The following is a 14,183-nucleotide window of genomic DNA, read 5'->3' as shown; positions in this document are numbered from 1 at the left end:
TCAGCGCAGCGACGGGGTGTGCACGACGTCGAGCCCATGGCCGACAGAGGGGCGGGCCAGCTCGGGGTGGCGGGCCATCCAGTCCTGTACGTACCAGAGCTGGCCGCAGCCGCCGCCGATGTCGTCCTGGCCGGCCGGGTCGAACATCCGGGTGCTGTAGCCCGATTCGAGCATCATGGTCATGAAGTCCGACGCCAGTTGGCGTTGCCGTTCGTTGGCCGCGGCGATCGACTCGTCGCGCTCGCATATCACGCTGATTGTTGCCTGCCAGATGCCCGGCGTGAACAGCGAGACCAGGCGGGCCACGTCCTCGGCGGTGTTGTTGCGTTCGTGCACGCAGTAGTTGAAGAACGGTTGCCGGCCGGTGGCCTCGAACCACAGCTCGCCCTCGTGCGCGATCTCGGCCAGTGACAGCTTGGCCTTGAACGGCACGAGCAGATTCCGTGCGGCGTCGGTGCTTTCGTGCACGGAGAACTGCAGGCCTACGGTCGGCACTTCTTGGCTGATCAGCCGCAGGGGTGCGTAGTTCACTCGCGGCGCCGACGTCGAGATCAGCAGTGCCGCGCGCGGGTACAGGTCGTGGAGCTGGCGGATGGCCGGGAACAGGTGAGTCGGGTTGAGCAGCGGTTCACCCATCGACATGAACATGATCTGCATCCGCTCGACACGGCCGGCGTCGATGCCCTGCGAGTCCATCAGGTGCGCCGGCTGCGAGACGATTTCGTCGGTGGTGAGGTTGCGGACGAAGTTGTCACCGGCGCCGCAGAATCGGCAGCCGACCGGGCAGCCGCTCTGCGTTGAGCAGCAGATCACGGTCCGGTCCTCGTAGGTCGGGTACTTGTACAGGACCGACTCGGCGACCGCGTCGCCGGTGGTGAAAACGAACTTCTTGACGTTTTCGTCCGATGAGTTGATTTCCTTGATGTCCGACCAGATTTCGTGGTCGGTGTAGGTGTTGACGACGGGTGCAACGGACATGACGGGTCTCCTTGGTGAGTGGTTGATGTAATCGGTCAGACGGTGAGGGGTTCGGGGAACTGGTCCCAGGTGCGGCCGTCGAGTTCGCGGCCGGCGGCTTTCTTGCCCCACCGCTTCATCCCTTCGGCCAGCGACGGGGCCTCCGGTGCGCGCTCGACCGACCACGGTTTGTGGGACAGCTCCATGAAGTTCTCGACCCAGTCACCGTGGTCGTCGGTGTACAGGCCGCCGGTGAACGCGTGACTGGCGCCCAGCGCCTCGGCCCGCGCCTTGTAGTCCAGGGTGAACTCGTCCGGATCGCGGTCGATCTTCCACGGCGCCGGACCCCATTCACCCCACTGCTTGAGGAAGAACGGCACCCCAGCGGCGACGCATTGGTCGCGCAGCGAACGAGCCCACCGCGGGTTCATCGGCCGGGCACCACGTCCTGACTCGCCACCGGCGATCACCCAGTCGATCAGACCGACACCGCGCTCCTTCGCGATGCGGCGGCCGAGCGCGTTGTTCTCGGGCGTCGGGTTCTTCATGATCGGGTGCAGCCAAGCCTGCCGTAGCAGGACCTGGTAGAGCAGCGGCTCGGCACTGATGAACCGGACAGCGGCCGGGGTGTCGAGCAGTGCCGGGATCCGGATGTCAGCCCAACGCTGATTCTCGGTACTCACACCGAGCCACACATTCGGGACCGGCCACTGCCGAAAATGCTCGAGGTGCCCGCCGGCCTGTCCGCAGCCGACACCGCCCAGGGTGAACACCATCTCCCGGAACTCGGGCGATGACACCAGTGACCGCATCCGGTCGTGACGCTTCGTCAGCACCATGAACGTGTGGTCGGGGTTCCGCTTCATCACCGACCACACGCCCGCGATGAACTCGTCCGGGATAGCTTTGTGAAACAGGTCGGACATCGAATTCACGAACACACGTTGCGGTTTCCGCCACTTGAACGGATCACTCAGCACCGCCGGATGGTGAGCGGCGCCGAACCCCGGACCGGACGTGCGTGGGTCGCCGTCGCGCTGGTACTTCGGGTGTCCCATGCCTTTCAGCCGCTTCGCCATCGTCAGCGCATAGCAGTGGTCACAGCCCGGTGATACCCGGTCGCAGCCGGTGGTCGGGTTCCACACCTTCGTCGCCCACTCGATGGCGGTGTCAGCCACGGGATGCTGCCTGGTGTCGGATCTCACTGAGCACGGCCATGTTCCATCGGGCATCGGCCAGCGCATTGTGGAGATCCTTGGGCTTCGGGACGATGTCAGCTTCGACGCCGACGCGTTCCATTTCCTGCACCAGCTCGTGGGTGAACATCGGCATGAGGTGCGGGTGGTTGATCATTGGACCCCACAGTTGGCTGAGCGCGACGTGGTCGTACGCGCCGTAGTAGGCCCACAGCTCGGGGATGTCCTCGCTGACGTAGATTGGTTTTCCTTCGTTCTCGCCGATCGGGGTGATGTGGTCGACGATGAACGCGCGGACCTCGTTGGCTATTACCCACTTCGGCTTCACCGCGGCGGCCTTGAGGTCGAGCACTGTCACGTGCCGACCTTTCAGCGGAAAACGGCTTGGGACCGTGGTCGGCAGATGCGGAACCACGTTCTCCCACAGCCAGTCATGGTCGCGGATGGCGACGAAGTCGCAGTCGGCATTGACGGCGTAGTACTCGCGGCCGTCCGCGCAGACGATGCCGATCGAGATCAGATCGATCGTGGTTCCGTCTTCGAGGAATTCGGTGTCGTAGCAGTAGACGGTCATGCAGGGTTCCTTGGTTGTCGAGTTGGGTTGGGACGGAGGTGGTTCAGCCGAAGTCGAATCCGATCGCCATTGGCTTGGACAACCGCGCGGTGATCAGCGGCAGGTACTCGGCTTCGCGTTCGATCGTGATGCAGCGCATGTGCTCGTGGATGCAGGCCTCGGCCGTCGTGCCCGACCCGGCGAACGGGTCCAGCACCAAGCCGTTCGGCGGCGTGACGAGCCTGACCAGCCACCGCATCAGGTCCAACGGCTTCACTGTCGGGTGCGCAGCACCGTCGACGCTGGGCCGCTCAGACCCGGGTGCCTTGGCCTCGTACCGGAACACCGGGAAGAACCGCGACGCGCCGCCGCTGTCGCCGTCTACGGCGGGCATGGGAGCGGAACCGGCCCCGTGGTACCCCATCAGCCCGTACTGACCCGGTCGCCGGCTGCCGGACGACAGCGTGCCGCTCTGCTGGTCCAGCTCGGTGGCCTGGTTCTCGTCGAGCACGACGTTCGTCGGCCAGCGGCCGATCAGTTCACCCGGCCGTTCCTCCCGGTACCGCTCCGGGCTGGTGCGTGATTCCATCCGACCAGAAGATTCAGCTTCGCGCGCTGACCGATCGGACAAGAATGCGGTTGACCCCTTACGGCGGTTGATCGTGGCTGAGTTATCGCCGGGCACTCGGCAGCCGTCGATGTTCAGCGCGCCGGTGCCGTACTCGACCACGTTCTGCGCGACGGTGCCCGCGAACGGCTTCCGGGCGACCACGATCGGCTCGAACGCCGGCTTGAGTGCGGTGCCCCAACCAGACCATTCGCGCGCCTCCGAGGTGGCCGGCGCTGTGACGGCGCATTCAGCTTCACCGCTGCCGGTGTTGCCCAGCCCCTTTCCGTAGGTGCGGTGGTCGCCGTTGCCGTCGGTGAGGGAATAACCAGGCTGACCGTGTTTGGTGCCTATGACCTCACGTTCAGCACCAGCCGCCTTATCGAGCGCCTTAGACACATCGAGTGACTTCGGGAATCCGGACCCGTACAGCCATGCGATCGAGTCGCGCATCTCGAACCCGGCGTCCTCGATGCCGGCGGCTAGCCGGTGCCAAGTGCGCGATCCGCCGAAGCTCACCAGGTACCCACCCGGCTGCAGAACACGGCGGCACTCGAATGACCATCTTTCACACCAGAGTTGGAAGTTCCGCAGCGCGGACGGTGACAGGTCGTAGCTTCCCGCGGCCATGGCGTCGTGGGCTTGGCGGGAGTTCGGGTGCCCGCCGCGCGGCTTGCCGTCGCCGCGTCGGGATCCGAACTGGCCAGGCTGGTCCCACTCCCGGCCCATGAACGAAATGCCGTACGGCGGGTCCGTGACCACCGCGTCGACAGAGTTCGCCGGCAGCGTCTTGAGCACGTCGAGGCAATCACCGTGGTGCACGATCACCGAGTCGTCCCGGTAGTAGGCGTTCACGCCGCCACCCGACAGACCGCTAGGAGCTGGCTCAGCGCCGCGGTGGCCTGCTGCGGGCACACTCCGTTGCCGATGATGCGCAGCATGTCGTTGCGGGAGATGCCGGGCACGGCGGTTACCCAGCCGGCGGGCCATCCCTGCATCCACTCGGGGAACGCCGGCGCAAGGTACGGATTGCCCTTCGTGTTCGGCTCGGTCGGCGATGGCGCGGGTCGCGTCACCGCCACCCAACGCGCGATCGCCGCCGCGTACTTGCCCCACTGTTGGGTGCGGCCGGTCTTGTAAACGAACGTATGCAGATCGTCTCCACCCGAACCCGCTCGGTTCGCACGCGCGAGATCTGGACCGCGGTTCGCGTCCGAGGCAGCTGGTGTTGGCAACAGTGCGCCTGGGAGGTCGAGCCCGCCTTGACGATTCGGGTTGGCTCCCTTGCCGTCTCTGGCGGCCGGGGTTGGGAGTAGATCGGTGATGCTGTCGATCGATGGCCTGATCGCGGCACCATCACTGGCTGACCGGTTTCGGCCAGACCGAGATGCCGCAGTGGTCGGCAGCAGGCTTACGGTTGCCAGCTCTGCGGCAGTTCCTGGAAGCTCTCGAATTCCCGCGGCAGTTGGCCTGCTGCGATCTCCACTGCCTGCTCCAGGCTCGGTGCTGACCGGCTGTCCCGCCGGGTAGCCGCACCTCTCGATGTCCGTTCGGCGCTCACCCGGGGTGTCGGCAGCAGGTTCTTGATCTCGCCGCCAAGGTTCCGCGCATGACCGTTGCCCGTGCTCGGTTGCGTGACCGGCGTCGGTAGGAGTTGCGAGGATGAAAATTCGCTCCCGCTTGTGCGGTGCACCGACGCTGGCAGCGGAAACAGTCGTCCATTGCGTGTCATACCCGAGGTCGGCCAGGTCTCCAACAACTGTCCCGATCGCTCGCTGAACAAGTCGACGTCGCAAGGATCGGAATCGAGCCAGTGCCCGGTCTCTCTGTCGAGCCATGCGAGCGGCCTCGGATTGCTTGCGCCGCTTGTGTTCCCCATGCCACCAACCGTTTCGGATTGCCTTATCGATCTTGTGTTTGATGAGCGCCACAACGCGGCCAAGGCGTTGAACTTCCGCATCAGCCGCCTGCACCTCGGTGGGCCATGGCTCACCATCGGCGCTCAGCAGACCGCGGACGTTCTCGATAACCACGTACCGAGGTCGCAGGCCAGCGATGGCGTCGGCGAACATCGCCCACAGCCCCGACCGGGTGCCAGCCTGGATGCCGGCGCGGCGCCCGGCCGCTGACACGTCTTGGCAGGGGAACCCGCCGCAGAGCACGTCGACGAGTTCGACCGCCGACCAGTCGACAGCTGTGATGTCGCCGAGGTTCGGCACGCCAGGCCAGCGATACGCGAGCACCGCGGCGGCGGCTGGGTCGAGCTCGCACTGCCAGACGGTGCGGCCACCGAATACGTGCTCAACGGCGAGGTCCAATCCGCCGGCGCCCGAGAAGAGCGAACCGATTCTCGGGTGCTGAGTGGTAGCCGTCGGGCTCATGAGTAGATCGGTTCTCCCTCAGCTGGGCCCGTGTAGACGTGCCAGACGAGATGGGACGGGGTCACGACCGTTCCGATGAAGATCCAGTTGCCGCGGGTCCACGGGTCCCACGGCGTCGGGTGGCCGTGCGGCGATGAGCACCGGCGTCCCGGTCATTCGGCGGGGCCCGCCGCGGCCGTGGCGCCGACACCGTCGGCGAGTTGCTCGCAGAACTCGTCGACCGGGCTCATATAGGCGTAGGCGCCACCGGGCAGCGCGGACACCAGCAGCGTTTCGCCGCGGGCCGCAATGACCTTGGCGACCCAGTGCGCGAGCTTCCGGGCGTCCCCGGCCTGGGCGTTGGTCGGCTGCAGGGCTTCCAGCCACGGGTACTGGTCGACGAGGTACTTGCGGCACACGTCGACCGCGCGGGGAATCTGGTGCAGGAAGATCGGGTGTCCGGTCATGTGGCCGAGCAGCTCCTGCACGACAGCGAGGCCATGGCTGTCGCACAGCCCCGCGGTGCCGCCGGTGCTGACGTACAGCACCGACGGCACCGGGAACCGGCGGGCAGCGGCAGAAGTCACCGCTGGTCCCGGTACGCCAGCACCGGGATGTCGGTCTTGCCGACGATGGCGTTGACAGCTTCGGCCCACGCCTGACGGACCAGCTGCTGCGTCGGCTTCAGCTTGATGGCGAGCTTCAGTTCACCGTTGGAGACCAGCAGCCGGAACCACGCCTCGACCTCGTAGGTGCCGACCCATTGCGCCGGCAACGATTCGCCTTCGACCGGTGCAGCGACATGGCCCTCCCACGGCCGCAGACGCAGCGTGATGGTCTTCGGGACCTCGAGCTTGCGGGTAGCGCTGCCTGCTGAAGCCGTCGTCTCGGTGGTGTAGGTGAGTTCCTGGTCGCTCGTCGACCGTTCGATCTTCGATTCGAACTTGCCGGATTGCGAGGCGCGGATGCTGTTGATGATCTCCAGCAGGTCGGCCTGGTCGGGGTCGCTGACCGTGTGCAGCAACTCCTCGATCAGATCACCGAAGTCGTACTGGCTGAACCACTTACCGGACACACTGTGCCAGCGGACCCAGTCCGGATCATCGACCAACTGCAGCACCAGCCGGTCGTCGCGCCAACCAGCGCGCTCGGAGTCGTGATCGTTGTAGATCGCGACGACACGCCCCTTGGTGTAGTCACCCCACAGCGTAGACAAGCCCTGCGTGAGAGGCCGGCGGTCGAGCTCGTCGAGGAACGACAGCGTCTCCGACACCGTGCGGGTGCCGATGGCGCGCCGCGGGTTGGCCAGGTGCTGCGCGTCGTCGATCGTCCTGGTTTCCAGGCCGTTGGCCGCTGTGGTGCCGATGACGTGAGTCAGGCCCGGGATGTTGGTGCCGACGACGATGGCCTGCTGCGGCTGGTCGTGCAGCAGCACGTCGTCGGGCTGCACTTCGCTGGCGGACAGAGTGACGGTCATGGGTCAGTTCTTCCCTTCGGTGGATGCGTTGGTGGGTGCCCCGCCGTACTCCATCTGGAGCTGGTCGGGATCGTTGCGGTGCAGGCCGCCTTCGTCGTCGGTGAACCAGATGGAATCCCGCTTGTCCTCGGGGATGGTGGCGGTCACCTTGTCGCCGATCTGGACGACGCGGGCGTTGTTCTTCATCGGCGCGATGTCGAACTTGACGGTGACAGAGGCTTTGCGGCCGGTGAGCTTGACCGCTTCGACGGCCTCGCGGAGTAGCTTCGAGGCATTGTCGTGTGCACGGCCCTTGTCGTGGCCGAGCAGCACGGCCGCGAATTCCGTTGCATCAGCTGGTTTGTGGTTCTGCTCGGGCACGGTGATTCCTTTCGTGTGGGTGTTGCGTTGCGCTTCGCCGCCTTCCGGCGAGACGTTGAGGTCGCGGCTTACCTGCGGGCCACGGGTGTGCGGTCGTGAGGACCGCCTGTGCGGGTCGAAGTCGCGCGGCGGCCGCTGGCGACGTGCTCCAGTTCCGGCGCGTCGAACACGTGCTCTTTCAGCTCGCCGTCGTGAAGAGCCTTGAGCTGCACGCGTTCGCAGCCGTGCTGGAAGAAATAGACAGCGGTGGCGTGGCCAGTGAAACCAGTTTGGGCGTCGCGATACTGCTGCCCCAGAACGATGTCAGTTTTGAATGTCGAACCCTTTGCCATGACTGGCCTACTGCCCGGGGTTCGGTACGGCCAGAGTCGGGACGACGTTGCCGCCGATGGGCCAGCACCCGGCGGGGTTCTGGCCCTTGTCGAGTGCCTTGTTGATGCAGGTCTGGATGATCACCAGCGCGTTCGGCGGGGCCGGCGCGGTGGCCAGCTGCTCGTTGGCCTTGCGGGTCTGCTCGGCCGTCTTCACGGCCTGCTCGGCCGCGGTGGTGCGGGCCCGCTCGGCGTTGATGTCGTTGATGCGCTTCTCGGTCTCGTCGTCGTAGTCGATCGTCGGGATGGTGACGTCGAAGATTTCGACCTGGGTACCGACCTTGCCGCGCAACAGGTTCGCGGTGTTGTTGGCCAGCTCCGGCAGCGGTGAGGACTCCAGGTTCTTCGTGGCCAGCGGGTCGAACTTGGCGAACGACTCGTTGAGCGCTGCCTGCAGGTTGCGGGTGATCAGGTTGGCGCGGACGTTGTCGAATGTCTTGTAGTCGACGAACAGGGTGTCGGCGGCGTCCTGCTTGATCTGCCAGCGGATCGACACGTCGGCCAGGGCGGTGGAGTTGTTGCCCAGGCGGACCGCGATGCGTGATTCGCCCTTGTAGGTGTCGTTCTGGATCGCGGCGTCCATCTCGGTGACCTCGACCCACGGCGCCTTCCAGTGCAGGCCGTTCGAATACGTCTGGCCGGTCGGCTTTCCGAAGCTCGTTGCGATGCCGACCTGGCGGGTGCCGACGATCGTGAATGCGCCAGTCAGCAGCACGATGAGGGCGATGACGAACACCACAATGGACCCCGTGATGGTGACTTCGGGGCCGCCCTCGGATCGGCCACCCGACAGCGCTTTGGCGACGACGCCGCCGAGGAAGAGCATCAGCGCCAGAGCGCCGACGATCAGAAAGAACCAGGCTTGCCATGACATTTCGTTCAGTTCTCCTTGGTTGTTGTGAGTGCAGCGAGGACGCGGTGTGCTTCCCCGCAGGTGAGTTCGTCGAGCTTGGTGATCTCTCGCTCGACGACGGTCCCGACGTACTGCAGGGTGTCGGGGTGACTGGGGACGGTCAGGTTCCGTTCGGCAGCCAGCTGGCGCTTCACGTTGCTCAGCAGCCGGCGGGTGATTGGTGATGGATCATCGGTGGCCGGCGCCTTGTCCGATACGCGTGCGATCTCGTCGCCGGCCGCGGATGACCGCTGGACGATCGGGAACAGTTCCTCGCGGCGCACCTCGCCGCGACGGATCGAGTTCCCGGCGACGGTGAGCTGGGCCAGGTCTTGCGGGGTCCAGGTGTGGCGGTCCCGTTCGAGGCGGGCCTCGAGCTGCTGTTCGGAGACGCCGAGGTCGTCGAATTCGCGCACCAGCGCGGCGATGCGGTCGGGCAGCGGTTCACCGTTCCCGCGTTCGAGCGTCTGGCGGCAGATGTTCTGGGCCTTCTCCACGAACCAGCGGGGAAGGATCGAGAAGATCACCTCGCGGACCGCCCGGGCGCCGACGTTCTGGTTGGACAGGTAGATGTCCTGCAGGTCAGTCAGTTCGACGCGCAGGGCACCCTCGTTGCGCTGGTGCGGGTTCAGGAACGTGCGACTACTGCGGGAGTTCTTTTGCACGTCCCAGGCGAACGCCAGGACCTCGGAAACCCCCTGCTGGCCGTCGCGGTCCAGCTCCTTGACGCCGTAGTCGAGGTTGCCCCAGATTCGCGCGAGCTCGCGCGCCAGGTGGACGCTCGGTCGGAACGTTCGGTCCACTTGGTAGAAGGCCTGCTCGGCCATCTCAGGGCGCCGGCACACCGATTCCATTTCGCGTTCGGCGGCGGCGTCGTCGCGGGGGTTGCTTCGGCTGACCACGACTGCGGCTTGCACTTCGGCGATCGTGCGGTCCTGCTGGGCGGTGCTGGCCGGGGTGACGTGTCCGCGGCCGAATCTGGCCGGGACGATCTCACGGGCGGCGGTCATGATGCGATCTGTTCCTGTTCACGGTGTATGGCGTACGAGGGGTGTCGGATGGTGTGAATGCCAGGCGGGTAGCCGGGCCACTCGTTCGATTTGTGGCATTGAGCCCACAGGTTGATGGCCTTGCGGTTCAACGCCCGTCCACGGTTGACGTCGGTGGGCCGTGATTCGTGGACGGTGACCTCGTAGGGGAATTCCTTCTCCTGCGCGATGAATAGGAAAAGTGGGTCGTCGTCGATCCCGCATGCGATGACGCCGTCGCGGTACCAGGCGTCCTGGCAGTGGTATCCGTACTCGGAGACCGATTTCCAGAATGCGTGCGGCTCAGCGTTCTTCGTCGTCTTGTAGTCGACGATGATGATGCGGCTGCGGCCTGGGTGTAGCCAGTCGGTCCGCAAACGCAGCCGCGCCCCAGACAGCGGGTCGGTCCAGTATCCAGAGATCTCTGGGTCTCCCGCGGACAGCAGATCGGCGGCGTAGTCGTTGTCCCACACGGCGGCGGCCATCGCCTCGGCGGTTTCGTAGTCGCTGATGCTGATCGGCACTGCTCCACGGGCCCGGGCGTCAGCTTCGGCGGCCTGCCACATTGCGGTCTGCCGAAAGCTCTTGGTCGACTTCTGGTCTTGTGTCAGACCGTGAACTGCCGGATCGAGCACCGCGATCTCGGAGCCTTTGCCGAGGATGAGCTTATGCACGACGTGGCCGACATCCCACTCGCGCTTCTCAACTCGCTGAGCCAGCCGGAACTTCCGGGGGCTGGTCCTGAGCAGTTGGCGGGCACCGCTGGAGGACAAGCTGTCTGGGTCGTTGTGATAGATCTCCTCCGGGAGGTCCGGGTACACACCGTCTTCAAGAGGGACGGCTGTGAGCACTGCAGTCATCGGGCGTTGACCCCAGCTTTCGCGATCAGCTCGTCGGTGAGGATCAGCTCCAAACCGGACGGGAGACGGATCGGCCGCGCCGTGGATTCACCCTCGCGCAGGGTGAGCCCTACCTGGTGCGCCCAGGCCGGGTGCACCGTGAGGTGGTGGTGGATCGCGCGGCAGATGTGAACGATGTTCGCCGGGTGCCAGGGGCCGCCCTGGGAAGCGTTGCGGCGGTGATGCATATCGGTGGCCGGGTGGTCGCCGTGCCATTCGCACACGCCCATGGAGCGGCCGGATTTGATGGCGTCGCGGGTGAGTGTTTCGTTCCACTCGAACCCGTCCGCGCTCATCGGCTGTTGCATCAGCGAATGCGTTCCCACACGGGGGTGCTGGAGCTGCCGCGGCGCCGGTCGTATTCGAGGATCACCGGGAAGTCGCCCGCCGGCACGCCGTTCTTACGTGCGGCGTCGAGCGCGGACTGCTTCGCGGCGTAGGCCTGACCGGAGTCCGACAGGATGTTGTGCTGGTACCGCAGCCGCCAGCGGTGGCCGTCAGACGCGGGGTACACCGTGACGATGCGCGCACCGATCGGCAACAGCACGGTGCCCCGTTCCGCTGTCTGGCCGGGCTGGATGGTGCTGGTGGGTGTCACGATGCCTCCTGCATTCTGTTGAGCTGTCGCTCAACGGTTCTCGGTTTCTTGCCCAGGATTTGGGCGATCTGTTCGACGGCGTGTATGCCGAGGTCGTTGCGGATCTCGTTGATCCGCTCGCTGGTACTGACCCATCGCTTCTCGCCGGTATCGGGCTCGGCGCTGGGGTTGTCGATGGTGTCCTCGTCCCAAGCGAACGGGACGTCCCAGCCCTTCAGCTCGGCAAGCCGGCGCGCCTTGGCGGACGGGCCGGGCTTCATGTGGAGTTGGTTGAATAGCTCGGCGATGGTGCGCGCGCGAGCGACCGTGACCTTCGTCTGTCGGCCGCTGGTGATGGTGGTGACACGGTGTCTACTGCCGCCGAGCAGCGCGCCGACGGTCTCACTGTCCCAACCGATCGCGGCCAACGCGCGGAGGCGCCGCTGAGATCCGATAGCGCTGATCTGAGTGCCGGGGGCGAACACGGGGTGGAACAGCGCCGTGACTGGAATCGGCACAGCGAGGATCGCGTCGCGCGTCTTTCGGCTCACCCGTGTAACCCGCGGAATCTGCTGCAGCGTAGGCCTGCTCAGGCCTGTGAGCTTGCTCAGTCGACGGTGCCCCAGGCCGGCGGCGCGCAGCGTCGCGAGGTGAATCTGCGCCTCGGTGGGGTCGATCCACTCCGGTTCCCACTTCCCGTACGCCATCAGACGGCGACGGTGTGTCGCGTAGTGGTTCTCGCACCGGCCGCGCCCGGCGACGGCCGGCGCGCCGCATTCGACGCATGGGGCGCTCACTCGACCACCAGCGGTGGTACAGGCGCATTACGCTGCGCGACCATCTGGTGGGCCCGGCGGAAGCACTCTGCAGCGGCGCGGGCGTCGGCCAGTGCGGTGTGCTCGCTGTCCGGCGAGCGATCCACGGAGAGCAGCTGGCACGCTTGGGCCAGCGACGGCACGTCCCATGGTTCGAGCCCCAGCGCTCCTGCGACGTAGGACTCGACGGCGGGCAGCCGGTGGTGCCACGATTCGGGCACCAGGGGGAACTGCTCGCCATCCTCGGGCACCGCAGAGTGGATCGATCGGTGGATGGCCCGCCCGTAGCCGCTGCAGAGCATGACAGCGTCGAACCGCGGATTGGCACCACCAAGCCTCTGGCCCTGCAGCGCACGGAACAGTGACTCGTAGCGGGCGGCAGTTTCGTACGGCTCCAACGCCTGGCTGGCGAGGTCACGTTCGGCGTACCGGTTCAGCGCCATCGCCTTCGGGTCTGCGGCCGCGAGGTCCTCGGGCGACACGTACGGGACGAACGAAATCACCTCGCCGGTGTGGTAATTCACTGCGGCGACTTCGATCGGCACATGAATGTGCTCGTCCAGACCGGTTGTCTCGGTGTCGACGATCCATAGGTCGAGTACGTCGGTCACGGGGTCACCACCGGCCCATGCAGTCGACGTACGCGTACGCGTTCTGCTTGATCACGGTCCGGCCGGCGATCTTCACCTCACAGGCCAGGCCGACATCGGTGCGGGACGAGATCCGGACGCCGTAGAGCTGCCCGACTCCGGACAGGTAGCTGACCGCGTCTGCGCCGGCCGGGTGGCAGTCGACAGTGGCGGCCATCGTCGTGCGGTCAGTGGTGGGGTCTGGTTCGCGGAGGTCAACGCAGTCGGCGCCGGACCATGCGATGAGCACGGTGACCGGGACGGTGTGGGTGCGGGTGTACGCGTCCGCGTTCGGGGGGTGAACGATCGGTGCTGCGATCGCTGCGCCGATGACGGCGCAGGCGCCGAGCCGCGCGACGAGTCGGTCCATGAGTCTCCTTGGGTACGACCTGTAGGCGTCCCGGTCGAAACCGGAACGCCTACAGGCGAAATGGGATGAGGTTGGCTAGCTGGTGCGGCGGAGAACGTTGTTCACCGCAGTCTCACCGGTGGGATCCGCGTAGCTGAGCACGCAGACGATGTCGGGATGGGCGAGCGCCTGGCGGCGCTGGTCGGCGGACAGGCTGACGGCGTTGGCGATGAACTCGAACAGCGTCCAGCCGTTGCGGGCGACCCGCGCCTCGAACTGGCGGACCAGGCGGCTGACCTTCGACGGCGACATCGTCACCCCGCAGTTGGCGAGGATGCGGTGCGCAGCAGTGATGGCCTGCTGGGTCTGGTGTCTCACCTCGGCGCTCGTGGTTCCGCCGGTTGTCTGGGTGCGGTACGGCTTTCGTCGTCGCCGCCGGGTCAGCGTGGTGTCCACAGGTCAGATGCCTCCGAACGCGAAGTAGATGGCGCCGCCGAACAGGAACGGCGCCGCGGCCACGGACGCCCATGCGAGGACGCTGCCGATGCGGGCCAGCTCGGGGTGGCGGCTGGGCCGCACGGCGATGTCGTACGGCCAGGCGGACTTCCGCCATGGATCAGCGGAGGGTGCGGCGCTCGCGGCACGGCATACACTGGTGGTGCTCACCTCAGAACTCGCTTTCTGTTGTGGGTGGAGAGGTCCCGGTTTCGTTCTCAGGCGTCCGGGGCCTCTTGCTTTCACTGCCCGCCGGTCGGCGGGAAACACTCAGGGCAGCCGTCGCCGGGCCGGACGATCGTCACCAGGCCGTGCCGCTGGCAGGCCGAGATCGTCCACGGCGGGCAGTCCAGCCGGCGCTGCGCCGCGTACAGGTCATCAGGGAGGACCTGGCCGGGATCCAGCACGTCGTGGTCCTCTTCGATGCGCGCGAGCGCGTCAGCCTTCGCGACCGCGTCGGCGGGCCATGCGCGCCACCACTCATCGCGGGCCCAGTCCGCCGCGACGGCGATACGCCGGGTGATCCACTCGACGAACGCCAGCGCAGCGCCGAGCGCCAGCGGCAGACCGAAAGTGTTGATGGCCGCGGTCATGACGCACTGACCAACGACAGTTGGC

Annotated in this window: 20 protein-coding genes; all 20 read right to left on the bottom strand. The window is 66.2% G+C overall.

Annotated features, from left to right (window positions below):
* On the bottom strand, window positions 1-978 hold the full coding sequence (locus AWB94_RS03285; protein WP_085122236.1) for an rRNA methyltransferase: 978 nt from the start codon (window positions 976-978) through the stop codon (window positions 1-3).
* A 35-nt stretch (window positions 979-1,013) separates the two neighbouring features.
* Entirely contained in the window at window positions 1,014-2,135 is a 1,122-nt protein-coding gene (locus AWB94_RS03280; protein ID WP_207626212.1) for a phage Gp37/Gp68 family protein, read from the bottom strand.
* A complete protein-coding gene (locus tag AWB94_RS03275) occupies window positions 2,128-2,727 on the bottom strand; it encodes a 3'-5' exoribonuclease (RefSeq protein WP_085122232.1) in 600 nt (199 codons plus the stop codon). Before AWB94_RS03275 ends, AWB94_RS03280 begins: the two co-directional genes overlap by 8 nt.
* Before the next feature lie 43 nt (window positions 2,728-2,770).
* Window positions 2,771-4,168 carry a DNA-methyltransferase gene (locus tag AWB94_RS03270; protein ID WP_085122230.1) on the bottom strand — a complete coding sequence of 466 codons (1,398 nt, stop codon included), beginning with the start codon at window positions 4,166-4,168 and terminating at the stop codon, window positions 2,771-2,773.
* Window positions 4,165-5,694, bottom strand: a complete 1,530-nt coding sequence (locus AWB94_RS03265) for a DNA cytosine methyltransferase (RefSeq protein WP_085122228.1) — start codon at window positions 5,692-5,694, stop codon at window positions 4,165-4,167. The genes AWB94_RS03270 and AWB94_RS03265 overlap by 4 nt, the downstream gene beginning before the upstream one ends.
* 152 nt (window positions 5,695-5,846) lie before the next feature.
* A complete protein-coding gene (locus tag AWB94_RS03260) occupies window positions 5,847-6,260 on the bottom strand; it encodes a DUF7736 domain-containing protein (RefSeq protein WP_085122226.1) in 414 nt (137 codons plus the stop codon).
* Window positions 6,257-7,150 carry a DUF2303 family protein gene (locus AWB94_RS03255; RefSeq protein ID WP_085122224.1) on the bottom strand — a complete coding sequence of 298 codons (894 nt, stop codon included), beginning with the start codon at window positions 7,148-7,150 and terminating at the stop codon, window positions 6,257-6,259. The genes AWB94_RS03260 and AWB94_RS03255 overlap by 4 nt, the downstream gene beginning before the upstream one ends.
* A 3-nt stretch (window positions 7,151-7,153) precedes the next feature.
* Complete coding sequence (locus AWB94_RS03250) at window positions 7,154-7,510, bottom strand: YfdP family phage-associated protein (RefSeq protein WP_085122222.1); 357 nt, start codon at window positions 7,508-7,510, stop codon at window positions 7,154-7,156.
* 68 nt (window positions 7,511-7,578) lie between these two features.
* Window positions 7,579-7,842: a hypothetical protein gene (locus tag AWB94_RS03245; protein ID WP_062660498.1), complete on the bottom strand. Its 264-nt coding sequence runs from the start codon at window positions 7,840-7,842 to the stop codon at window positions 7,579-7,581.
* A 7-nt stretch (window positions 7,843-7,849) separates the two neighbouring features.
* Entirely contained in the window at window positions 7,850-8,755 is a 906-nt protein-coding gene (locus AWB94_RS03240) for an SPFH domain-containing protein (RefSeq protein WP_085122333.1), read from the bottom strand.
* A gap of 5 nt (window positions 8,756-8,760) precedes the next feature.
* Complete coding sequence (locus AWB94_RS03235; protein WP_109790500.1) at window positions 8,761-9,783, bottom strand: hypothetical protein; 1,023 nt, start codon at window positions 9,781-9,783, stop codon at window positions 8,761-8,763.
* Window positions 9,780-10,661: a PD-(D/E)XK nuclease-like domain-containing protein gene (locus tag AWB94_RS03230; RefSeq protein WP_085122220.1), complete on the bottom strand. Its 882-nt coding sequence runs from the start codon at window positions 10,659-10,661 to the stop codon at window positions 9,780-9,782. The genes AWB94_RS03235 and AWB94_RS03230 overlap by 4 nt, the downstream gene beginning before the upstream one ends.
* Entirely contained in the window at window positions 10,658-10,996 is a 339-nt protein-coding gene (locus AWB94_RS03225) for a hypothetical protein (protein ID WP_131805411.1), read from the bottom strand. Before AWB94_RS03225 ends, AWB94_RS03230 begins: the two co-directional genes overlap by 4 nt.
* A gap of 11 nt (window positions 10,997-11,007) precedes the next feature.
* Entirely contained in the window at window positions 11,008-11,298 is a 291-nt protein-coding gene (locus AWB94_RS35470; protein WP_062659555.1) for a YegP family protein, read from the bottom strand.
* Window positions 11,295-11,984, bottom strand: a complete 690-nt coding sequence (locus tag AWB94_RS03215; protein WP_085122218.1) for a hypothetical protein — start codon at window positions 11,982-11,984, stop codon at window positions 11,295-11,297. Before AWB94_RS03215 ends, AWB94_RS35470 begins: the two co-directional genes overlap by 4 nt.
* A gap of 86 nt (window positions 11,985-12,070) precedes the next feature.
* Window positions 12,071-12,703, bottom strand: a complete 633-nt coding sequence (locus tag AWB94_RS03210) for an exonuclease domain-containing protein (RefSeq protein WP_085122216.1) — start codon at window positions 12,701-12,703, stop codon at window positions 12,071-12,073.
* 4 nt (window positions 12,704-12,707) lie between these two features.
* Window positions 12,708-13,091 carry a hypothetical protein gene (locus AWB94_RS03205; protein WP_085122214.1) on the bottom strand — a complete coding sequence of 128 codons (384 nt, stop codon included), beginning with the start codon at window positions 13,089-13,091 and terminating at the stop codon, window positions 12,708-12,710.
* A gap of 75 nt (window positions 13,092-13,166) precedes the next feature.
* Window positions 13,167-13,526 (bottom strand): hypothetical protein, encoded by a 360-nt coding sequence (locus AWB94_RS03200; protein WP_234811599.1) that lies wholly within the window; start codon window positions 13,524-13,526, stop codon window positions 13,167-13,169.
* Between the two features lie 3 nt (window positions 13,527-13,529).
* Entirely contained in the window at window positions 13,530-13,736 is a 207-nt protein-coding gene (locus tag AWB94_RS03195; protein WP_062659556.1) for a hypothetical protein, read from the bottom strand.
* Between the two features lie 71 nt (window positions 13,737-13,807).
* The coding region (locus tag AWB94_RS03190) for a hypothetical protein (RefSeq protein WP_207626211.1) at window positions 13,808-14,183 on the bottom strand (376 nt) is incomplete at its 5' end.

Origin of the sequence: Mycolicibacterium canariasense (assembly GCF_002101555.1) — a bacterium.
GTDB lineage: Bacteria > Actinomycetota > Actinomycetes > Mycobacteriales > Mycobacteriaceae > Mycobacterium > Mycobacterium canariasense.
The sequence above is the reverse complement of the archived record's forward strand: the minus strand, read 5'-3'. Positions and strand labels throughout refer to the sequence as shown.